This is a genomic window from Rhizomicrobium sp., from assembly GCA_037200385.1.
In the GTDB taxonomy this organism is placed as follows: domain Bacteria; phylum Pseudomonadota; class Alphaproteobacteria; order Micropepsales; family Micropepsaceae; genus Rhizomicrobium.
Genome location: JBBCGL010000001.1, coordinates 4,201,955 through 4,223,416, shown reverse-complemented (window position 1 = coordinate 4,223,416; position 21,462 = coordinate 4,201,955). Strand labels below are relative to the sequence as shown.

At 62.1% G+C, this 21,462-nt stretch carries 17 protein-coding genes; 2 read left to right on the top strand and 15 right to left on the bottom strand.

Translation table 11 applies throughout. The features are described from left to right. Positions 1 to 312: 312 nt before the first annotated feature. Both WDM91_20280 and WDM91_20275 read right to left on the bottom strand, forming a co-directional pair. On the bottom strand, positions 313 to 2,430 hold the full coding sequence (locus tag WDM91_20280) for an alkaline phosphatase D family protein (protein MEI9996943.1): 2,118 nt from the start codon (positions 2,428 to 2,430) through the stop codon (positions 313 to 315). Between the two features lie 69 nt (positions 2,431 to 2,499). Beyond that, positions 2,500 to 4,587, bottom strand: coding sequence for a TonB-dependent receptor (locus WDM91_20275; protein ID MEI9996942.1), 2,088 nt, complete (start codon positions 4,585 to 4,587; stop codon positions 2,500 to 2,502). A gap of 312 nt (positions 4,588 to 4,899) precedes the next feature. Here WDM91_20275 and WDM91_20270 point away from each other — a divergent pair, with 312 nt between their 5' ends. Continuing rightward, on the top strand, positions 4,900 to 6,105 hold the full coding sequence (locus WDM91_20270) for a TetR family transcriptional regulator (protein ID MEI9996941.1): 1,206 nt from the start codon (positions 4,900 to 4,902) through the stop codon (positions 6,103 to 6,105). Between the two features lie 53 nt (positions 6,106 to 6,158). On the opposite strand, the gene WDM91_20265 is transcribed toward WDM91_20270, so the two are convergent. Further along, positions 6,159 to 6,527 carry a putative 2OG-Fe(II) oxygenase gene (locus WDM91_20265; GenBank protein ID MEI9996940.1) on the bottom strand — a complete coding sequence of 123 codons (369 nt, stop codon included), beginning with the start codon at positions 6,525 to 6,527 and terminating at the stop codon, positions 6,159 to 6,161. Between the two features lie 621 nt (positions 6,528 to 7,148). Between WDM91_20265 and WDM91_20260 the strand changes: the two genes are divergently transcribed. Further along, positions 7,149 to 8,927, top strand: a complete 1,779-nt coding sequence (locus tag WDM91_20260) for an asparagine synthase-related protein (protein ID MEI9996939.1) — start codon at positions 7,149 to 7,151, stop codon at positions 8,925 to 8,927. Between the two features lie 11 nt (positions 8,928 to 8,938). Here WDM91_20260 and WDM91_20255 read toward each other — a convergent pair whose 3' ends face one another. The 12 genes from WDM91_20255 to WDM91_20200 all read right to left on the bottom strand — a co-directional run bounded on the left by WDM91_20255 (position 8,939) and on the right by WDM91_20200 (position 21,449). Beyond that, positions 8,939 to 9,784 carry a sulfotransferase domain-containing protein gene (locus WDM91_20255; GenBank protein ID MEI9996938.1) on the bottom strand — a complete coding sequence of 282 codons (846 nt, stop codon included), beginning with the start codon at positions 9,782 to 9,784 and terminating at the stop codon, positions 8,939 to 8,941. Further along, positions 9,781 to 10,701 carry a hypothetical protein gene (locus tag WDM91_20250; protein ID MEI9996937.1) on the bottom strand — a complete coding sequence of 307 codons (921 nt, stop codon included), beginning with the start codon at positions 10,699 to 10,701 and terminating at the stop codon, positions 9,781 to 9,783. The genes WDM91_20255 and WDM91_20250 overlap by 4 nt, the downstream gene beginning before the upstream one ends. 4 nt (positions 10,702 to 10,705) lie before the next feature. After that, positions 10,706 to 10,975, bottom strand: a complete 270-nt coding sequence (locus WDM91_20245) for a PqqD family protein (protein MEI9996936.1) — start codon at positions 10,973 to 10,975, stop codon at positions 10,706 to 10,708. A gap of 98 nt (positions 10,976 to 11,073) precedes the next feature. Then, positions 11,074 to 11,688: a 2OG-Fe(II) oxygenase gene (locus tag WDM91_20240; protein MEI9996935.1), complete on the bottom strand. Its 615-nt coding sequence runs from the start codon at positions 11,686 to 11,688 to the stop codon at positions 11,074 to 11,076. Positions 11,689 to 11,735: 47 nt separating this feature from the next. After that, positions 11,736 to 12,662 (bottom strand): hypothetical protein, encoded by a 927-nt coding sequence (locus tag WDM91_20235; protein ID MEI9996934.1) that lies wholly within the window; start codon positions 12,660 to 12,662, stop codon positions 11,736 to 11,738. A gap of 404 nt (positions 12,663 to 13,066) precedes the next feature. Beyond that, positions 13,067 to 16,711 (bottom strand): hypothetical protein, encoded by a 3,645-nt coding sequence (locus tag WDM91_20230; GenBank protein ID MEI9996933.1) that lies wholly within the window; start codon positions 16,709 to 16,711, stop codon positions 13,067 to 13,069. Positions 16,712 to 17,143: 432 nt separating this feature from the next. Next, on the bottom strand, positions 17,144 to 17,569 hold the full coding sequence (locus WDM91_20225; GenBank protein ID MEI9996932.1) for a hypothetical protein: 426 nt from the start codon (positions 17,567 to 17,569) through the stop codon (positions 17,144 to 17,146). Continuing rightward, positions 17,554 to 18,222, bottom strand: a complete 669-nt coding sequence (locus tag WDM91_20220; protein MEI9996931.1) for a hypothetical protein — start codon at positions 18,220 to 18,222, stop codon at positions 17,554 to 17,556. The genes WDM91_20225 and WDM91_20220 overlap by 16 nt, the downstream gene beginning before the upstream one ends. Positions 18,223 to 18,388: 166 nt before the next feature. Continuing rightward, positions 18,389 to 18,940 (bottom strand): zinc-binding dehydrogenase, encoded by a 552-nt coding sequence (locus WDM91_20215; protein MEI9996930.1) that lies wholly within the window; start codon positions 18,938 to 18,940, stop codon positions 18,389 to 18,391. An 87-nt stretch (positions 18,941 to 19,027) separates the two neighbouring features. Then, on the bottom strand, positions 19,028 to 19,519 hold the full coding sequence (locus WDM91_20210) for a DUF302 domain-containing protein (protein MEI9996929.1): 492 nt from the start codon (positions 19,517 to 19,519) through the stop codon (positions 19,028 to 19,030). 12 nt (positions 19,520 to 19,531) lie between these two features. Beyond that, a complete protein-coding gene (locus WDM91_20205; GenBank protein MEI9996928.1) occupies positions 19,532 to 20,359 on the bottom strand; it encodes an alpha/beta hydrolase in 828 nt (275 codons plus the stop codon). A 178-nt stretch (positions 20,360 to 20,537) separates the two neighbouring features. Then, positions 20,538 to 21,449: an NAD(P)/FAD-dependent oxidoreductase gene (locus tag WDM91_20200; GenBank protein ID MEI9996927.1), complete on the bottom strand. Its 912-nt coding sequence runs from the start codon at positions 21,447 to 21,449 to the stop codon at positions 20,538 to 20,540. Positions 21,450 to 21,462: the final 13 nt, after the last annotated feature.

Genomic DNA, 21,462 nt, shown 5'->3' with positions numbered 1-21,462 from the left:
TGGGTCAGCCTAGATGCCCCGGCGATAACGGGGCGCCGGGGGTGCGGGCCTGCAAAGAAAGTACGCTGAAAATTTGCGGTCGCTGGGGTAGCCTGTTGAACCCACTGGAAATCGTCGGCGCGACTCGCCGCCGGCGCGTCAGCGACGAGTTGATCCGCGAAGCGAACGCCTTCCGTGCGGCAGGAAGCCGAAGGCGATAGATATCGTCGAAGCGCCCGCGACCTCTTCGCCGAGCGCGGTGCGCCGATTCATATCCCTTCCGCCAACGGGCCGGAATTTGTTGCATTCGCACGTCAACTTTATGTCCGGCGATCAGCCAGCAGATGAGTTTGGAAATGTCTTGTCGAAGGGAACAGGCGCCTCGCCGGTGAATGTCGGGCCGTCGATCCGGGCAGGCTGGCCCGCGTCTCTCGACGGGACGCTCAGCTTTGCAATATAGGTGGGCTCGGCGAAATTCGTGTAATCGGCGTATTCCTGTTTCGCGTTGAAGGTCAGGAATTCGACATCGAACGATGCCGCCGTCGCGGCGCAGACGCAGATGCCGTAGGAATCCGAATCCATATAGGGGATATGCTTCAGCCGGCGTTTCGCCGGGTCGGGCCTTGCGTCTCCGCCCGCCTTGGCGTCGCGCAGGCAGCGAAGCGATTCCTCCCAGCCGAACAGCGTGGTCACCCCGGTCCAAGGCAAGGGAAGCTGTCCCTCGGGCACGGCAGGGCCTGCCACCAGGGCTTCCGCATCGGTGCCCGGCATTTTCGCCTTGAGAAAACTGCGCAGGACGCCGCCGAAGCTGGAGGAACTGATTCCGCCGGAGACAAACTCGGCGCCGACCGCCGCCCTACCCCCGTCTTCGCGATCGGGACTGAGCAGGCCGCAAAAATGCATGTGATGATCGCCGGAGAGCGAGATGTAGTTCGTGATGGCGTTGTCGCGCAGGAATTCCAGCATCTCGCGGCGCTCGGCCGGATAGCCTTCCCAGGAATCGGTCATCACGACCTCGTCCGGCACGACCGATTTTTCGGCAAACCGGAAATCGAAGCTGAGCGGCGTCTGGGGAATGGAATTGACGCAGACCTTCCATACCGCCTGCGACTCCTTGAGCTTCTCCTTGATCCATTGCTTCTGGTCGTAGCCATACATCGTGCCGACGGGCGAATCGCGGCGGGTGTTGGCGAATGTCATGCCGCGTACGTCGATCGTGTCGCGCGGATGACCGTCATGCGCCGTCTTGCCGGCGTCGAACTCCTCCACCATCGTGCGCGGCAGAAGCGCCCGCGGATGAAAGGACAGTTTCAGCCCCATTTCGCCCGGAACGGGATGCTCGGAGCGATAGGAGCGACTGTCGGTCAGGATGATGTCGACATGGCGGCCCCAGTGCAGGCGCCGCGCGATGTTGATCGAATGGATTGCCGCCAGATTATTGGGCTCGGTGCTGCGGTTGAACGCGTCCACCGCGCCGAACGGAACGTCCTCCACCGCCGCCGCCTTGAAGTCCTGCGCCGGACTCTCGCGCGGCAGATCGGACAGCATCATGGGGATGTATTCGAAATAGGCCTGGTTGGCCGCCACCTTCTTGCGCTGTGTCGGCGTTCCCGGCGGCTGATAGACTGTCATCGACTGCCAATAATCGTCGGCCATCTCGTGATCGTCGAAGACGTGGATGAACGGCCAGTTCTGCCGCGCCTTGGCCAGCCAGGGATCGGCCAGCACGCCGCGATACAGGTAGCGATATTCGTCGACCGTCTCGGCATATTGCAGCGCGATCTTGCGGCCGAAATTCTTGTTGTTGTCGTCCCAAGGCTTGTCCGGAAAAGCCAGCGCGCGGCCCGGCACGCCGGTCTCGGCGGGGAAGATGAGTTCGTAAATGAAATCGCCGACGAACAGGACGAAATCGATCTTGTCGGCGCCGCTGCCCTGCTCTTCACGCCGCAGCAGATAGCGATAGGCATGATAGTAGCCGGTCTGGAAATTCTGGCAGGACGCGAGGGCGAAGCGCGCCGCGACCTTGGCCAAGGGGTCCGGCGCCGTGCGCGTGCGGCCGACCGGCGAACTCAGATGCGTCTCGTCCACAAAGCGATAATAGTAGGTCGTGGCGGGCTCGAGGCCCATGACGACGACGCGGACCGTATGATCGGCCGCCGCCAGGGCGGTGACCCGCTTTTCCACGGCAACCGTCTTGAAGTCGCGCTGCGTGCTGAGATGGAGCGTGAGCGGAATGTCCGTCTCGCCCAGCGACGGCTCGGCCCGCGTCCACAGCACGATCCCATCCGGCAACGGGTCTCCCGATGCGACGCTGAACGGATAGCGTTGGGCGCCGAGCTGGTCGGTGCGCCGGCGGGCGGCAAAGGCGGGCGAAAACGAGGTGCCCGCGCTTGCGATGAAGGTGCCGAGCACGGCCGCCGATGATCTGAGAAAGTCCCGCCGCGTCGCCATCCGTCTACTCCGATAGGGTCATGGAACCGCCCGTCGAACCCGGTCTGCCTCCGGCTTCGACTGTCGATCTCAATAGTTGAAGGTGAGTTCGCCCATCACATTGGCCGGCGCATCGGCGTGGACATAGGCATTGCCGCCCGATGTGAGCCCCCGGTCGGCATAGCGGGCGTCGAGGAGATTGTGACCCGAGACCGAAAGCCGCCAGCGATCGAGGTTGTAGGCCACCGACGCGTTCAGCAGCGTATAGGGCTTTTGCGAAATGGAATTGGCGGAATCATATTCCATCGAGCCGAAGCGCGTGATGTCCGCCGCGAGTTCCAATCCCGTCGCCATCAGGTAATCGAAGCCGGCGCCGGCCGAAAAGTCGGGCACCTCCTCGATGCGGTTTCCGCTGTAGTCCAGGGCCGGCGTCGGGTGGAAATCGAGATATCGCGCGTTCGTGTATCCGCCCTTGGCATAGACCTGCAGACCCTCGATCGGAAGCCAGCTGACTTCGCCCTCCACGCCGTAGCTGCGCGCCGACGTGGCGTTGTCGACGACCGTGAAAATACCCGGCGGCGAGACGCTGAGGATGCTGCGTTGGACCTGCAGGTTGTTCCAATCGATATAGAACACGCTGGCCTGCAGCTGCAGATGCCCGTCGTCCAGCAGGCTCTTGTAGCCGAGCTCGTACTGCCAGGTGCCTTCCTGCTTATAGCTCGGATCGCCCGGGTTCTGCACCGCATTGCTGACGAACACCGCTCCGGCGCGGAAGCCGCGCGTGACGGACGCGTAGATCTGCGAATTCTTGTCCGGAAGATAGGAGAGCACGAATTTCGGCTGAACCGCCGGATAGGACTGGCTCGCATGCATGAGCGCCCCGCCCTTGCTCAGGACGAAATCGTATTTCTGCTGCTCGTCGGCAAGGCGCAATCCGACCGTCGTCTGCCAGTGATCCGACCAGGTGGTGACCGCTTCGCCGAACAGCGCTTCGGACTGGGTGTTCTGGTGCTGGTTTTGATAGGAAAGCAGCAGATTGACCGGATGGGCGAGATTGAGCGTGGTCAGGAACCTGTCGTTCTCGTTCATCAGGTACAGGCCGGCGATCCAGCTCGTGCTCTGGCCGAGAAGGGAGCTGGTGCCGGCGACCCGGAATTCCTGGCTCAGCGTGTCGCGGCGATCGGCCTGGCCGTTGAGCAGCGGCGCGATGACGGACGAGAAATCGAGCACCCGGCTGGCATCCGCAAAGGACGTGGTGGACGTGAAGGTGAGATCGTCGTCCTTGTAGGAGACCGTGACGATCGGCATCAGCAGGTGCCCGCCGGTCGTTCCGACATCCGGCGCGATGCTCGAATAGAGGGACGTCGCCGGCGTCAGGTCGTCCGAGTTGCCGTAATAGCGGTCATAGGTCAGCGACGCCTTCAGCATCCAGCGATCGTCTTCCCAGCCCGCGGTCGCGCGCACAGTGCCGTTCTTGCTCTGGTCGGTGTTGTCCAAATGCAGGACGCGGTTGTCTATGTAGCCGTCGGTCTGCTCGCCACGTGCGGCGACACGGAAGAAGAAGCCGGAATCCGCCACCGGTCCGCCGAACGCGGCCTGGAATCCCGCCGTGTTGAAGCTTCCGTAATAGACGTCGGCGATGGCGGGCGCCGCGACGCTGCCGTCTTGCGGAACGATGTTGATCAGACCGGCATTCGTGTTGCGGCCATACAGCGTTCCTTGCGGGCCGCGCAGGATTTCGACCTGTTGCAGGTCGAGCAGGCGATAGGCATTGCCATAGGGCACGATCGTGCCGTCATAGGCGACGTTGAAATTCTGATTGTCCGACGTGCCGGTGGCGCCGATGCCGCGATAGATGAGACGGTACTGGCCGTCGCCGAACTGCGCGACGTCCACATTGGGGACGGTCCGCCCCAGGGCCTCGACGTCCAGAACCTGGTCGCGCGACAATTGCCGAGCCCCCAGCACATCCACGCTGGCCGCGACCGACAATTCGGTTTGCGGGCGCTTGGTCGCGGTCACGATGACGGTCTCGATGGTGGCGTCACCGTCGGCGGCGCGCGCGGGCCTGACTTCGGCAAAGGCCGCGATGGCGGTGCCCGCCGCCAGCAAGGCCAGCAGGCGCCCGCGTTTCGCGGCGCCGCGCGCGGCATGGGTCATGTTCGACTCGATACGCATTTACACCCCTTCCGCCGGTTGCCGCCGGCGTCATCGAATTAGTACATTCGTCCAGTTCCGCCTTCCATCCGCGGTTCCCTGCCGCGTCTGGCGGCCGGAAGCCCGGGATAGGACATCTTGCACCAGAACATTGCTTATACTTCGTGTCAGGCCTGTGACATTCAACGCCGCAGATTGCCTATTCCCATTCGTCCTGGGTGTGGCACAATCGTCCAGTCTGGTTGTGACGGGTCGGACGTCACGCGCGGCGTTGATGGCCGAGGCGCGAAGACGCTAGGTCTCTTTCCACGGGAGAGCGGGTTGACGAATCGAATGACGGGGACGGCGGGGGCGCCCAGGCTGGAAGGCGACCGTGCCGTCGCCCGCGCCGCCGCGGCAGCCGCTCGCCTGTGGGAGCAGTCCGGCCCCGCCGCGATCACCTTCGGCGCCGTTGCCGAGACCGCCGGCCTGGCAAAATCGCTCGTGTCGCATCACTTCTCGACTCGGGAGCAGCTCGTTCGAGACGCCGCGCGGCTGCTCGTGGCCGGCGTGCAGGACGATCTCGCATCGCTTTCCGCCAGACTGGACGGGCTTGCAGCGGAGCTTCGCGCGCCCGTGGAGATTTCCGCCTACATCGTCGAACATCTCGTGACGGGTCCGGCGCGGTCCGGCACCGCCTTGCTCGAGTTCGCCTCGCTGGCGCTGACAGAAGCCCATTACCGCGAGATTTTCCTGCAATTGATCGCACAGATCGGGACGGTGTTTCCGAACGGAGATCGCCTCGAGCGCGAGAAGCATCTCATGGCTTTCGTCGTCGGCGAGCTGCTCGCCCATTGTCCGCAGCGATGCGGCCCGATCGCCTTGGCGGGCCTGCGCAAGCGCCTCGGCTGGTTCATGACGGCGGAAGATACCGACCAGGCGCGCTGGCTGTCGCGACTGCTCGTCGTGCTCGAGAGCGGCGGAGCCGTGGACGGCGACCAAGTCCCATCGGGCGTGCCGGCCGGCCTGGTCTGGGATCGAAGCCATGGACCGAGCGAGCCGGCCGAGCGGCGTGCGGTGATCGTCTCCGCGGCGCTCGAAGTCCTGGCGGAGAGCGATGCCGCCAGCGTCACCCATCGCAAGATCGCCGAGCGCGCCGAAGTGCCGCTTGCCGCGACCACCTATCACTTCGCATCGAAGATGGCGATTCTCGAAGCGGCTTACCAACGGATCATCGAGGTTGCGATGGCGGAGTCCCGGCGACTCTCGGATATCGCGATGGGCGGGGGCGAACGATCATTCCAGCACCACATCGCGATGATGCTCGACTTCTATGCCTCGGACGGACGGCGGAGCACGCTCGCGCACTTTCATCTTGCCCTGTCGGCCTGCCGCAATGACGGCCTCGCCGCGTTTGCCGTCCGCGCGCATGATACCGAAGTCGAGTTGCTGCGCGCCAGCGCGCGACAGCTTGGCGTCACGCTGGATCGAAATCTGGCGCAGGCCGTCACCTCCCTGGTCGGTGGAACGCTTCTGTTCAGGATGTTGGGATGCGGCTGACCTGCAAGTGCGCATTGCACCGTCCCCTTTTACGGTCGGCTCGCTGCGCCGGATTATCGAATCGGAACGACGTCGAAAGCGACGCTGATGCGCGCACCGTCGATGCCGGTGGGCTCGGTTGCGTGTGATACGTAGGAGGGAAATAGCACCAGCCGGCCCGGCACGGGTTCGATCGCACGCGTGCCCCAGGGCGGCTCGAAACCATGTTGCTTGGTGTCGATGGCGCCGACGATCAGCGCCCCGCGATAGGCGTTTTCACCGGGAAGCCGAGGCGCATCGACGTAATAAACGCCGCTGATCCACCCGCCCGGATGACCGTGAGGTGCGACGATGAGGGCCTCGACGGCGACGGCATTGGGTTGCCGAAGCTGCCTTGTCTGCCGACCGTCACACGTGGCCGAGCACCAGCCGGCGTCCTTCATTGTCCGGCATGTCATCGATTGCTTTGCGGGCCAGCGCCGCTGCGACCCGCGCTTTCGCTCCGCCGAATTCTGGTAGCCATTGCATAACTAATAGCGACCACTGCGTGGTGTGGCGCCCCAACGTATCAACGGACGGTCGAAACCGTCCATCAAGCCTTGGAGCGGAGCAAGCCGTCGAAACAGCCATCGGATCCAACGATGGCAAGCACGCCTTTCAGGCGAGGACGCTACTATCGGCTCTCGCAAGGGCTTTTCATATGGATTTCGCAATGTTATGGCTGAATCGCACCGGAAAAAGGGCTGACCACTGTGACAGAACGCGATAATCAGCCAGAAGACGGCGTCGGCACCGGTACGTCGGGCGGGCGTCCGGTGTGGCGGAGGCCTGAGGTCACCGTTCTCGATGTCGAAAGCGGAACGCTCACAACCGTAGGTCATTTCAGCGATGGCACGGGCAGCACCAGCTAGCTGGCCTCATCCCGCCGGAACACGATCAAAGCACAGGTCGGTATGAGTTCGTTTGTCGGGACCGTGTTGCTGGGTTCCGGCGAGTCGCTTTGCGTTCCACCTTCTTCGCCGCCAGACGAGCCCGGCCTGGAGTCCTGTACGCGACACGAGGGCTTGGGCTGGGCCATCCGCCATCGACTGCGCGTGGTCACACCGGAAGACCGCCTCGAAGACCAGCCTTTGCCGGCCTGGGGCGACGGCTGGGTTTGTTTCGCCGGCCGGCTGGACGGCCTGCCGCATCTGGCCTCTGCCCTGAATATGCGATCCGCCGGAATGGCCGACGGCGCGCTTGCCTGCCGGGCACTGGAGCGCTGGGACTGTGACGCGCCGGCCCGCCTGATCGGCGACTATGCGCTGGCGGCCTGGCATCCCGCCGAGCGAAGGCTGATCCTGGCCGCCGATCCCCAGGGCATGCGCAGCATGTATTACTGGCGCAAGGACGACACGGTCATTTTCTCGACAACCCTGCACGGCCTGCTGGCAATGCCGCAGGTGTCGCGCGCGATTGATCAGCGCCACGTCGCCGACTATCTGGCGATGAATTACGGCGACGCCGATACGACCTTTTATCGCGACATCCGCAAAGTCATCCCTGGCACCTGTGTCGTCATCACCCAAGGCTCGATTCGCACCGTTGAGGCCCACCGCTTCGATCCCGAACGTCGAATCCGGTTGAAGGACGATGGCGCCTATGTCGAGACCGCACGCGCCCTGCTCGACCAGGCGGTCGCGGACCGTCTGCGGGCCGTGGGGCCGGTCCCGATTTCCGTCAGCGGCGGCCTCGATAGCGCCTGCGTCGCAGCCAGCGTTCACACACGGGCCCCTTCGACAAAGTTGCTGACGGCGATGGCGGGACCGGGCGCCATAGGGATCAGGAAAGGCAGGGGCTATGCCGACGAACGCCCCCTTGTGGAAATTCTGGCGCGCGCCCTTCCCGGCCTCGATGCCGAATTTCATGTGGCATCCCCCAATACGGATTGGAGCCCGGATTCGCATCTCTCCACGGCGCACAGCGGGGCGCCCTATCGAAATCCCGCGCATCTCGCCTGGTTTGGCGGCGTCTACCGCCGCGCCGCGGCGTTGGGCGCGCACTCAATACTGACCGGAAACGCCGGCAACATGACGCTGACATGGGATGGCCGCCGCGGACTTCTTTCGGCATTGCGCCAGGGCAGGATTGTCCGTCTGGCGCGCGAACTGGCGATGGGATCGCGCGGCAGTCCAAGAACGCTGGCGGGCACCATCTGGAAACATCTTGTTCTTCCGTTGAAGGGGCAACAACAACTTTCGGGAGAACTGAGATCTTATTCAGCGCTTAGTCCGCAAGCGATGCGCGAATTCGACATCCTGGACAGGATGCGCGCCCGCGGAAACGACACGGGGTTCGTGTTGCAAGGCGACAGCCGCAGGATGCGCATTCAGTCTCTGCTACGAAGCCGCCACGCGCGGTCCGACGTGATGAATATGCTGCGGGGGCTGTATGGGCTGGATATTCTGATACCGCTCAACGATGTCCGCCTGGTGGAATTCTGCCTGGCGATCCCCGAAGAGCAATTCCTGAAGGATGGAACAGACCGCTATCTTGCAAGGCGCCTGCTGCGGAAGGCGGGCGTACCCCACGCGATCACGGAAAACCGCCAGCGCGGCCGCCAGCATCCCGAATGGTTCGCCCACATGACTGAAGCCGCGCCCTCATTTCCAGCCCAGATGGAACGGCTGCGCCGGTCCCCTACCGTGGGCCGCCTGATCGATCTGGATCGTCTTGATCACCTGATCGGCGCATGGCCGGCGAACGCGCAGGCGGCCGAACGCCAGCGCAAGACATATGGCGCCCTCATGAATGCGGCGCTCAGCGTGGGCGCTTTCATTGCCTGGACGGAAGGCACCAACTGAAAGCCGCAAAATCAAAGATAACCCAGGCGGTCCATCACCGCGCCATGACGTTCGACTATCGCGCGAGCCTGGGCTGAAGACAGCCGATCGCGCCAACCGCCGGCACGGCCTGTTCGAAAGAAGACGTCCGTCGATTCGCTTTGACGCTCGCGAAATCCGCGAATCCTCTCCTGCCCCGCCAATGTCTCGAACCGGGTGGCGGCCACCGCCGAACCCAGCATCGCATCGGTAACGGCGATGCCCAGATGCGATGCCACCTGCGCCAAGAGGCCATGGGGGTCGCGCAGCATGTCTTCATATCGGATGACCAGAGGGGACAGCGACGCCTGGTCCAGCCAGGACAGGACGTGACCGCTCCACGAACCCAGCGGCTGCGGCAACTGGATCTTCGCGCCGCTAGCGGCATCGGCCATGAACGCGCCGTCATTCGCCATGAATTCTATGGTCCTGTCGATCGCTGTCCCGCGATGATGGGAAAAAGAGACCGCCACGTCACGCGGGTCGCGCACGAGATATACCGCGCCCTGACTGATCTGCGGCGGAAAGGCTGCCTCTCCCACCCCGGTGCGCCAAAACCGGTCATGGACCTTTCGCAGCAGCAACCGGCCATCGGCATCGGCGGCAAGGGCGGCGCAAAGCGCGGGCCGCAGATCTGCGATCTCCTCACCGGTAAGCTCGCTTGCCTCCACGCCGAACAATTCGTCTACCTCGGCGAAAGTCGCGACACTCGAATCGTCCTGGAGCGCGTTGATGTCGACGGGCTTTCCGCCGGACTGGAGGCTGGAGAGCATCATCCGCAGCCAGGTGTTTCCAGACTTCGGATATGAGACCAACCATCCGAACCGCGCGGCGGTCATGGATGAGCTTGAAGTGCCGACGCGGCAAGGCGCACCAGATCCGGCAAATCCGCCACATTGCCAGTTCGGGTCAGGGAAAAGATGGGCACGAGCGTCGCCAGGCGCGTCAGGTCCTGAAACTGCCCTTCACGCCTGCCAAGATGGCGCCCCAAACGCGCGCGATAGAGCATCTCAGTCGCCGGCATGACAGATACCGGCCCCGACAGCCGGATCATGGTTGGTGTCTTCAGGCGGGGATCGACGCCTAAACGAACGATAGCGCCCAGCGGAGCGGGCTCACAACGGCCTGGAGACAGGACGAGCAGGCGTTTGGCATGGCCCGGACGCCCGGCCAAGAGCGATTCCGGTGGATGGGACAGGGCGCGCGCCGCGTCGGGCCACAACCGTAGCCGCAACGGTCCGGGAAAGGCGTGTGCCCGACCATCCCTGACCACGATCCGGCAGATGTCATCTGTCATCGCCTCGTACCCGTGCGCCACAAGGCAAGCAGCCAAGGTGGATTTCCCACGTCCCGACAACCCGGCGATGGCGACCGCGCCGTCCCTGCCATGAACGCAGCTGGCATGCAGGATGAGATCGCCGCGCTGGTGCAGAAGCACGCCCGCCACAGTGCCCTGCAAAAAAGTCTCGACGTCCTGGATCGGGCAGTTGGGGCCGAGATCGGCAACCACGTCGCGTCCATCCCGGATCAAAAAGCGCAATTGCCCGGAAGCCTTCAACAAAAGGCAGCCATCCGTGTCGACCTCGATGAAAGGGCTCTTCCAGACAGGAGCGTCCAGGCTTTGCGGCACGTCCCCGAGCCGCAACACAATGTCTGCGGCGCCTTCGCGCAGCAGCGGCGGAAAGCTGGCGATTGGCAACTCCGTGCGGAGCCGATAGCCGTAGAAATATCTGTCTTCCGCCGCGTCTGGGGCCATCGCGCTATTCGGCGCCGCCCGCTTCGATGTCGATAAGGCCATACTCGCGGAGCCGCGAAATCAGGTCGATGGTGTCCTGCGCGATCACGGCGCCGTCGCCGTCGAAGTCCCGCACCAGCCCGTCGCACAATTCCGACACGGTTTGGGGGCGCTCCAGACGGCGCCAGATTTCGGACGCCACACCGTCAAATCCGACATATTTGCCCTGAAGCAACCCCATCACCACCATCTGTCCGTCGATCTCTGCGGTTAGCTGATCGGCATGCCACTTCACGCGCGTACCTGGACCGATCTGACCCGTTCTTTGCATCTCAATCTCCGTAACGTCTTTGCCGCGTCCGCTCGGCCCGGTCTTGTCAGTTTGAAGTCACGTCAGCCATGGATCCACATATTGACCGCGAAGCGGCGGTCCGCGAAAGCCCCATCACGGCAAAGAATGGGCTCGACCGAATGGGGTGCAATCGAAGGGAAGGCGACCATGAGGTTGTGGTCGGGAAGGATGTCCCTGGTTTGAGAAGTGCCCACCGCGTACATCCGCAGGGCCCCGCCCGTAAAGCCGGCCGGCCGACGGTTCAGATAGAGAACCAGGGTCAGTATGCGCGGCCTTCGCTGTCGAACTGGGCCGAGGAAGGTATCGACATGCCGACGGAAATGCGCGCCGTCCCCGTGCGACACCATTTCAATCTCCACCTGCGTGGCCTCGAACGGGTTCATCCCGAATGCCTGCTGGAGTTCGCTCTTGATATCCAGAGCGCGGGATCTCAGCAATGCCTCGAAAGGGCCGAGGCTCGGCAATTTCAGCGCGCTGCGAAGATTGGCATCGACGCGGACCGCACCTTCATGGAGCACGGCGGCGGGCTCGTAGCACATCTCCCGCTCAATTGCGTAGCGCAACAGCGCGTCCGCCGCCTCGGGGCCCAGCCAGTCCGGCTTGACGAGCATCGGCAGAAAGCCGCCGCGGCCACGATCGCCGGCAGTTGCGCTCATCGGCTCCACGACGGTCTCGATGCTCCTGTCACGATTTCACGCCGCAATCATTCAACCTCGGGGCCGGGCGCGTAGTTCACCGTGGGCTGCACAAGATCGCGGCCGCCATTGAAATCCTTGTACGTCTCGTCACCGATGCGATAGGCCGTCCTCGTCATCTGCGCCAACGCAAGTGCGTTGCGGATTTCTCTTGTGAACCGCAGGACGGGCGCCACGAACCAAGTGGCGAGCGTCGCTTCGAGCGGCTCAAGCCGCGGATCAAAGGTATATTTGTCCGACGGACCACATCTATGCTCGTAGTTGCTGCAACCGCGCTTGACGAGCATCTTGGTATCGGGGCCTAAAGACGAGTGCTGATCGATTTTCTCGCGCACCTTGCGGTAATAGGCCTGCGCGACACCCAGCCCGGTGAGATACAGATAGGTTCCATAGGGACTGGAATTTTGCGGGTTGTCCACTTCCGGACCGCTCTTGGACGCACAGGGCAATGATTTGACGATGTCGCGGACCGCCATCAACTGCCGCATGGATCGTGACACCACCTTGACCTTGTAGCAGTCACGACACCCGAACGGCACAGCCGTCTCCCCATACGCCTGGCGAAACAGGAAGTGATTGAGGAAGGCACATGGGGGGAAGGTGCCTTGCGGGCCATCTTTGATGAAGGGATCCAGCCGGGATGGCTTACCGGGATGACTGACGAAGTCCGCCAGCTCGAGCCGGCCGTCTGCTCTCCGCACAAGCGCGCCGCTCTCCGCCGCCTGTTCCAGGTTTTCGGCGACGGACCTGCCGTTGGCAAGTACCATAGAAGGCAATGTTTCGATCGCCCTCGCCATTCCCGATACCTTTCCTTTTTTTACCTTCCAGCCATCCCCCTTGACGCTAGCATTGGATTCCGGGAATGCACAGACGTGCGAGGGGCGATATCCATACCGGGTAAACACAAGCATCGGGACGATACCGATCCTCGTCATGCGTCATTTTCACATGATCCCCATGGCTCGCTGACGTATCTGTTGTCACTGCAGACCAATTGCAAACGCGCCCTCTGGATATCGCATTCAAGCGCTCTGCAGTCGCCCCTTGTCAGCATGCCTGATCATCAAACCGCCGTGCCCGGTCGATCCGGTACTGGATCGACACAAAGCTCGCGACTTGGCTTTTGAGCCTCAAGATCGCCATTGCGGCACTTTTATGCGAGTGCACGCGTCATGAAACATCTCCGCGGCGCACGGCGCATTCGCGGGTCGTGACCTGAGCGTCGCGCTGCTGCAAGGCCCAGGGGCAATTGGGAGGGCATGGTGACGTGAGCACTAAGGACGAGACCATTTTGCCTGGCCCGTCGCAAGCTACGAAGCCGGCGACCTCCATCCGTATTTCATTTCCACCGATCGAGAACGATTGATGCCGGCCAATCGAGATCAGGCGGCTCGACGATGACGCCGATCAGACTTCTTTCAATCCAAGCGCGGCGTACGAGTTCCTCCACCGCGGGCTCACGGCCCCGGAAGCGGTGCTCCCGTCCGGTCTCGGACAGCAACGTGAAGCCTTCGAAGTCTCCAAAACGATCATAGCGGATGCCGATGATCTTTCCCGTATAACGATGCTCGCCCGCGGGCTTGCCGGGATGGAAGGAAGGAGGCTGATACCCGCCCGGGGACGGTGGAATCTTGGACGCGTTGCCGCCCATTCCGTTGATCCGGCCCGAGAGGTAGCTGATGTAACGCAACAGCACCTTGTACCAGCGGTTGCCGGAACCGATCAGGCCGAGTCGCCATTTCAGTATCGCAAGCAAGTTTTCGTCCGCTGGAACAATCCTGCTTTCGCGCTCCACGGAAATCTTTGCAAGGAAAGCGCCCGACACGTAACGCCAGACCATAGGTTCGCGCTCGGCCGTATCGATGCTGGATGCCGCCAGGAACAGCCGATCGTTGGCGCGCTTTTCTCTCGTCCGGACCTGCTTGGTGGAGATGCGGCGCACGAGCACGTTGAATTCATTGCCTTCCCGGACCGAGGCTGGAAGGTCGATCGTCATCAACCCCGCGAAGCTGCCTCCGGCGCCAAAAGGAATCGGTATGTAGGTGACCGGACCCACCACCTCGCACTGAATCGTGTTGGCATCGGCGGCCGAGAGGGTGTTGGTGGGATACAGCCGTTTTGCGAGATCCAGGACCCGCTCGGCGCTCAGTTCCGGCCAATAGATCTTCGCCACACTGCCGCGCGGCGTGGTGCCCCAATCGATCATGATCTCGTCGGGGTAGCTCAGAATGCTGCGCCGGTCGGTGGACTGCGGCGGCGGGCTCGGACGGACATCGATTGTCTGGGGAACGCGATGAGTCGTGGGGAATCCCGGGTTGCCGGATGTCGTGACCTGAAGATTGCGCTGCGCCAACTTGTCGGAGTTGCCAGGGTATTCGATCACGCCGTTGGCATTTTCGATCGGCGCGAATTCATACGCGATCTGCGCGACGAGGCAGTTGTGGGCGCTGCCCGCGAGCCAATATTGGACGGGGTGGCGGCCGTACGGACTCGCCGCGTCACCATATTGATTCGTCGCATCATTGACGTTGAGGAAGCAGCCGTAGAAGGCCCAGGCATTTTGGCCGTTGGGAATCGTGATCGTCTGATTGTTCGCTCCCGTCGCAGCATAGTCGGTGGGAGAGTCGCTGAAATTGGCAGTGGCGAAAAAGGGCAGCGAACAGCCATTGATCGCGCCATTGCCGTCGGTCCCGGGCAGCGGGCTCGAAGGATTCGATCCGCCGGGAGGATAGGTCACATTGGGGTCCGCGCTCGAGACCGCGGCCGTGGCGTTGATGAAGTCCGTGTCGAACGTCTGCGTGGTGAACATCCGGAAGAACACTTTGACGTTCGGCGCGGGGTCGGCCGGGCCGGAAGAGCCCTGCAGGCGGACGCGCGCGACGGCGAAGTTGTAATTGATATTCGATCCAGTCTTCGGGGTGGCCGAAGAATCGCCCAGCAGGGCCCCGGTCTGTTGCGGCAGCACGGTGTCCAGAGGATCGGATATGTTGGTGTCGGGCGGCGTGTAACCCGGGTCCGTATTCAAATAGCCATAGGTCTTGTTGAGCCAGGTGATCAGCTCCTGGATGTAGGTGTAGGCCGCGCCCGTGTCCTGCGTGGCCGGACCGCCGGTCTGGAATTGGAATGGCACGGGCGGGACCGGCGACAGGGGATCGACGATCGGCGTCTGGTTGTCGCCCGTCGGCGTGACCGTGAAAACCCGGAGATCCTGACTGAGATAGAAGTGATTGTCCGCGGCCACGTTGATGTTGGTGAAATAGGGATCGGCGCCGCCCAGCAGGAAGAACTCACCCGTCGTGATCGGGTGGAAATAATCTCCGATAGCGATGCTGGCATCGAGCGTAAAAGGATTGGGCGGATCGCCCGGATCCGGGAAGGCGCTGAGGGACGCCATGTCGAACGTGATCGCATATTCAAAGCGGATGCGCTGCTTCACGTTGGCGTTCGTGCCGGTATTGCCGAGCTCATAGGTGATGGTAGGAGGATGGGAGATCTGAAGTCCGGGGATGTCGGTCGTGAAGCCCCCCGACAATTGGGGAAGGATATTTCCCAACACGTTCGGAGTGAACCCCTCCAGAAACAGGTAGAACGCGTCCCCGATGGGGGTGGAAAGTTGATCGGAAACCTCGTCGCGCCCGTAGTTGTTCTTTCCGAGGCCGAAATAGAACTTGCGATCGGTCCAGGCGAGCCACGTCGCGAGATTGGCATAGAACGCCTCGAGCTCCTTGAGCACGGCCTTGCCGCTCGGCGAGGCATTGAACCCTTGCTGCTTCGTGGTGACGAGGCTGCACGGATCGCCCAGCAGATTCAGATCGAGGAAATGGTGAAAGGACGAGTCCGTCGCGACCCGGCCGACATTCACGTTGTGCCCATCATAGGCCGCGAGCGTATTGTTGGCGTTGGCCCCGCTTCTGACGTTGCAGGGAGATGTATCGGCGCTGAAATTCTTGTTTTCGCAGACCACGTCTTCCAGATTCATGCCTTGCGGGACCTCGGTGACATGGCCGATCAACGTTCCGCCGGGACCGGGCGTGCCCACGGTGCTTTGCGCCAGGATGATCACGGGTTCCTGGTAGCCGCCGACCGTGGGGAATTCCACGAAACCCGCGCCCGCGAACGACAGCGTGGCATCTGAATTGAATGTCTGCGTCAGTTGAGCCCCCGCGGGCACCATGACCTCGCCTTCATGCATGTGATCCGGATAGACCGTCAGGGGGCCCGTCGCGCCCTGGATCGCCGGATGCGAGGAGACCAATACGGTAAGCTGCTGCGGAATATCGTCGGACTGATCGTCGAAGAAGAAAGTCGTGCCGGAATCCGTCGCGCCTTTTTGCAGGGTGTCCACGCGTGCCGGGCCGCCACCTGGCCAATTGGCGACCCAATTGGGCGGAAGCCCTGTGCTCGAATCCCCCTGCTCGAACCATTTGCGCATGTAGCGCACCCGAGGAATGAAGCCGGACAGTGCCGCGCCCAGGCCGGAATGGTCGCCGGTGGCGAACACGCCTCCGCCCATGTTCATGAACTCGGTGATCTTCGTCAATTCACCGTCGGAAAGACGGCCGGGTTCCAAAGTCCCCGACACCGGACCGACCGCGAGCGTGCCGCCGTCGTAACCTTCGAAACCGAACAACCAGATCTCGTCATAGTCCAGGAGATTCAGGCCCGGATCGTCAAAATGAAATGGCGTCGGATTGCTCGGATCCGGCCCTTTTATAGTGGCATCCGGATCGGGAATCGAATTGGTGACGATTCCGGCGTCGAAGTCCTGAGATGCATTGAATCCGCGGCTGGCGGTGTCGACCGTGAACGTCGGCGACGGCCAATTGCGCAAGGTGTTGATCAAATGGGACAGCGTGAACCACGCGTCCGGGCCATAATCCGTATCGCTTTCGGGCCCAAAGGGAGGCACGGTCGGATCGATGGGATACGTGGTTGTAAGCGAAAAAATACCGTCGACGACAATCAGGACTTTGATATCGGACATGCCATCGTCCCCATTATTTTAGAGGCGATAATACAATAAAAGGAACTTTCTACTTCTAATATGTCAAGTAAATGTTTCGCGCCAACATGATGAAGAGGGCCGCGCTTTCAGTCTATGCTCTTGCTTGTAAGCAAATACTTTCCGGCAAAAGAAGATTTGCCGGAATAAAGGCGCCGGTGCCTGGAACGACAGGCGATTGAATCATCAATTTCCTGGATACTGCCTAGGTATTTAGTCCCGGCATTTGATGGAGAAGATCGAACGTGAATCGTTCGGACTCTGTCCAGAGCTTGCCGATGTGTTCGTAAGGCGTGACCTACGGGGTGATCACAACGCACGCCGCGACGCCATCTTTCAGGCCGAGCTGTTTCGCCTTGCTCGATCGAAATCTTAGATGCCCATGGCATCTTGACCCCGATGTAGATAGTGAGCTTACGCAGCCTCCGCCTTGGAGGGTTCGTGGAATGGGCATCCATTTTTGGACAAACGGAATTTTGCCGATTGCTCATAGGTCTCTTTGCGCGCGCGCATAATGGAGCCGAGCGGCCGATGCACTGCCAGCCCGTGCCACGGACTGAACGCCATGGCGGTGTCGATCTTCTGATAGCTCTCGTCGGAATAGGCCTCCTGGACGGGCACTTCGATCCGGGCGACGGTGATATATGGACTCTTGTCCTCCGGCCAAGGCTTGGATGCGTCCTCGACGGGCATATCTTCCAGGTTGGTGCAAAGCTGCACACGGATATCCCAGGCGCCTCCGTTCCTGGAGAAGAAATCCCGCACGGCAGTGCGAAGCGCGTCGTGATCGTGACTGAAGTCCAGCGGCGTGTCGGTAAGACGCGTCAGTTCGGGCGCCACCGGGAAGACGCCGATTTTGGCGATATAACTACCATAACGGATTGGCACCTGACTGAAGAAGCTTTCCCCAGTATGTGCGTCTCGGGATAACCACCCAGCGACTTCAGCTTGGCGCTTTCCCCACCCAACGCTTCGACAGCCGATTCGGTAAAGCGCAGGACTGCGGAAAGCGCGACTTTGAGGCCTTCCGCCTTATCTGTAGTGCCGGCCAGCAATTTGAGGTTGCCCAAAAATTGCTTGGCATTCGCAACCGGAAACTCCTTGCCGGTGACCAACAGAAAGTCCTGCGTATTGTCGCCCTCGGAGCCGGGCAAGCGCTCGCCTTCCACGCCGACCAATTTCAGCGCAAGGCCCCGCGGCGTCGAAACGCTGTCCGGCAAAATGTCGCCTGGGCTCGTGGAAAAGCGCATAGCCAACGGGTACTGGCCAGGGTTCGCGAATACTCCCTGCGCCAGGACGGCCGGCAGATCGTCGGACACGGTCAAAGTACCACGGAGCAGACCATGGGGCTTGGCATGGACGGCACGAAGCGCATGTCCGCCGTCCTCGTAGGTGGTCTTGCTGATCTTGAGCAGAGTCTCAATGAGTTCGGCGAGAACCTTCGGTTCATCGGCGTCCGGCTTTTCCACGGAGGGCGTATAGCGCAGCGGCATGCTCGGAGCATTTGTCATTGTGAGGCCTCTGGGATCGCCATGGTTGGATTGGGCTAAGGAGAACCCAACAGCGCCCAAGGAGAGTACGCGCCTGTGACGGATCGGTTGCTTCATTGCTTGGCGCCGGTTCAAGCCGCGCGGTCGTTGGCAAGTTTCCCGCTCGAGCTCAACCACCCAAGGTCGTCATGGCGATGAGCGGCTTTCCATCACGATCGGAGGCTTCGGCCTGGGCAAGAGCGGTCGACAATTCACTGGCTCGGTAGATTTTCGCGGGTGGCAGCTGTAGCTGCCCGGTTGCCAGACGATCGAGGACGCGACGCAGGGCGGCGGAGGTCTCCGCGATCGGCGTGACGTCGAGCCAGTGAAACAAAAACCATCCCTGCACGCTGGACGCCGCGTAAATCAGCCGTGGCACAAAGATCGGCATCTCGAAGGCCGCCGGATCGGACTGCCGGTGCGAGGAGAGCGCGCCGTAAACCAGGAGTCTGCCGCCGGTCTGCAGTCCTCGCGCCACGACGGCACCGACCCGGCCGCCGACGCAATCGATCGCCTTTCCGAGCCGGCCGCTCTCGGCGGCGTGCGCAAACTGAGCCGGCCAATCCGCATCTTCCGTGCACAAGGTCAGATCGCCGCCCAATTCCGCGATCTCTGCGACCTGCGCAGACCGCCGCACCATGTTAAGCGTGCGAAATCCCTCGCTTCGCGCAAGCTGCAGCACCAGGCGGCCGACGGTGGATCCGGCGGCGGTCTGGGCGAGCCATTCGCCCGGGCGAAGGTGTTCCGGACAGGGCCGGCGTCGGTAACCCTAGCCCGCAGCCGCCATCAGCACGTGCTGCAACTCCTCGTCGAGTTCGCACCCCGTTTTGGCCACCTCCTCGTTTCCAAACTGGTTGAACAGGGAGGACGGCAAATCGTATTCGAAGACCGCGCGTCGCTGCTCGTCTTCGTAGAGAACGATGCGCAGCGGTGCGTATAGACCCGCGGCCAGGCGGTGGCGCGTCATGCGCTCGGCGGTCAGCGGATTGCCGATCTCGAATTGGATCGCCTTCCTCGCCTGTCCCTCCGCTGCAACGAGCGCTCCATGATCGCGCGTCTCGAACAGCCAGAGTTTCGGCCCGGTGGCGCGTCGTTGCTCGATCTCTGCGGCATTCGCACCTATCAATAGTTCGACGAGATGGGGATCGAGCGCCGGCACGTCTTTGATGAGTGCATCGCGCACAGCTTCAAACGGCCGTCCGCATGCGATCGTGACGTGAACGACCTCAACGATCGAAGTGCGCATAGTGGCTTGCGACATTGCCTGCTCCTCCTACGATTTCAGGAAGGCCAGCAGATCGGCATTCACCTTGTCCTTGTGCGTGGCGAGCAAGCCGTGCGGCGCGCCCTCATACACCACGAGCTTGGCGTTCTTGACGATCTTCGCCGTCAAGTTACCGGAAATTTCGATGGGAGCGATCTGGTCGTCGCTGCCATGCAGGATCAACGTCGGCACGGTTACCTTCTTCAAATCGTCCCTGAAGTCGGTTTCCGAGAATGCCCCGATTGCCTGGTAAGCCGCCAGGATTCCGGTGGTCATGCCTTGCCGCCAGTATTCGTCGCGCACGCCCTGGGACATCTTGGCGCCGTCCCGGTTATAGCTGTAGTAGGACATCGATACGTCCTTGTTCCACTGCGAGCGATCCGCCCGTACGGCGGCGCGCATGCCGTCGAAAACTTCGATCGGCGCCCCGTCGGGGTTCGTCGTGGTCTTCAGCAGGAACGGCGTAACGGCAGCGACGAATGCAAGCTTGGACGCACGCTTTTCTCCGTGACGTCCGATATAGCGGGCCACCTCGCCGCCACCCATGGAATGGCCGATGAAGGTAACGGCCGCCAGATCGAGGGTTTCGACCAGGGCGGCCAGATCGTCGGCAAATGTGTCGAAGTCGTAGCCCTGGCTTGGCTGGCTGGAACGGCCGAAGCCGCGCCGGTCGTGAGCAACCACGCGATAGCCGTGCTGCAACAGGAACATCATCTGGTTTTCCCAGGCGTCCGACGACAGCGGATAACCGTGGCTGAAGACAACGGCCGGGCCGGTGCCCCAGTCCTTGTAATAGAGGACGGTGCCGTCCTTTGTGGTGAATGTACTGGAGGTCATCTATTTCCAACCGTATGGTTCGAGGTAGCAACGCTTCAACCGTCCTGGCGCCCAAAAGAAAAACGGCTCCGCTTTGTTTGATCATCACATCCGTTGCACACGGTAGACAGATTGAGATCCACTTCACGATCTGCCGCCGTGATGAAGCCGAGGCCAACCAGGCCTTCATTGGCAATGGTCAGGCGAAGACTTTCGGCAGGCGGTTGTGGACTGCGGTAGCGGCGGTCGCCGCTTCGCCCTCGGCGACGACGATTTGATTGAGGCCGCGCACGAGATCTCCAGCCGCATACAGTCCATCGACCGAGGTTGCCTGGTGCGCGTCTACGAACAACCGGTTGGAACTGTCCATTCGTGCGCCCAATCCCGTCGCCAGCATCGTCTGGGATGTCGTGCCGAAAGCGGAATAGATGGCGTCAAACCGGTGGGTCTTGGCATCCTCGACGCTCAATACCGTCACCCCATCATTGCCCATGCTGACGGAGCCGATGACCACATGGGCCACGCCGATACCCGCCGCTTGCAATGCGCGCTGGGTATCTTGTGAAAGCGGCGCGGTCTCGGTCGCCATGAGAAGGAGAGACAATCTGTCGGTATAGGTGCGAAGAAACAAAGCCTCCGCAGCGGCATGCTCGCCGTCGCCCAATACGGCTATGTGTTTGCCGATGCTTTCGTAGCCATCGCAAATCGGGCAGGTCCGGATGAGTCCGCGCTTTACGGCGTCGGCCACGTGTGCGACGGGCGGTTTGTTCTCGATCACGCCGGTCGCGAGAATGACCGTGCGCGCGACCAAGGTCGCGGTGTCGGTTTTCGCGCTGAACATTCCATTGGCATCACGCAGCAAGGCGTCAACGACCCCTGCTTCCAAGACCGCGCCATAGAGCCGGGCCTGTGCCCGAAGGTTTCCCAGCAACGCGGAGCCCGCAATACCATCCGGAAAGCCCGGCAGATTGTGGCTTTTCGCGATCCACTCCGCGCGGCTCCAGCCCTTGTCCATCACCAGCACGCGGCGCCGAAATCGCCCCAGGTAGATCGCTGCGGTAAGGCCCGCAGGCCCACCGCCGATCACAAGGCAGTCCAAGACGTCGCTCATGGCTGTGCAGACG

Bases quoted from the DNA above. Each gene is read 5' to 3' on its own strand.
- WDM91_20280 (MEI9996943.1), bottom strand. From the start codon at position 2,430: ATGGCGACGCGGCGGGACTTTCTCAGATCATCGGCGGCCGTGCTCGGC.
- WDM91_20275 (MEI9996942.1), bottom strand. From the start codon at position 4,587: ATGCGTATCGAGTCGAACATGACCCATGCCGCGCGCGGCGCCGCGAAA.
- WDM91_20270 (MEI9996941.1), top strand. From the start codon at position 4,900: ATGACGGGGACGGCGGGGGCGCCCAGGCTGGAAGGCGACCGTGCCGTC.
- WDM91_20265 (MEI9996940.1), bottom strand. From the start codon at position 6,527: ATGAAGGACGCCGGCTGGTGCTCGGCCACGTGTGACGGTCGGCAGACA.
- WDM91_20255 (MEI9996938.1), bottom strand. From the start codon at position 9,784: ATGACCGCCGCGCGGTTCGGATGGTTGGTCTCATATCCGAAGTCTGGA.
- WDM91_20250 (MEI9996937.1), bottom strand. From the start codon at position 10,701: ATGGCCCCAGACGCGGCGGAAGACAGATATTTCTACGGCTATCGGCTC.
- WDM91_20240 (MEI9996935.1), bottom strand. From the start codon at position 11,688: ATGAGCGCAACTGCCGGCGATCGTGGCCGCGGCGGCTTTCTGCCGATG.
- WDM91_20235 (MEI9996934.1), bottom strand. From the start codon at position 12,662: ATGACGAGGATCGGTATCGTCCCGATGCTTGTGTTTACCCGGTATGGA.
- WDM91_20230 (MEI9996933.1), bottom strand. From the start codon at position 16,711: ATGTCCGATATCAAAGTCCTGATTGTCGTCGACGGTATTTTTTCGCTT.
- WDM91_20220 (MEI9996931.1), bottom strand. From the start codon at position 18,222: ATGCCGCTGCGCTATACGCCCTCCGTGGAAAAGCCGGACGCCGATGAA.
- WDM91_20210 (MEI9996929.1), bottom strand. From the start codon at position 19,519: ATGTCGCAAGCCACTATGCGCACTTCGATCGTTGAGGTCGTTCACGTC.
- WDM91_20205 (MEI9996928.1), bottom strand. From the start codon at position 20,359: ATGACCTCCAGTACATTCACCACAAAGGACGGCACCGTCCTCTATTAC.
- WDM91_20200 (MEI9996927.1), bottom strand. From the start codon at position 21,449: ATGAGCGACGTCTTGGACTGCCTTGTGATCGGCGGTGGGCCTGCGGGC.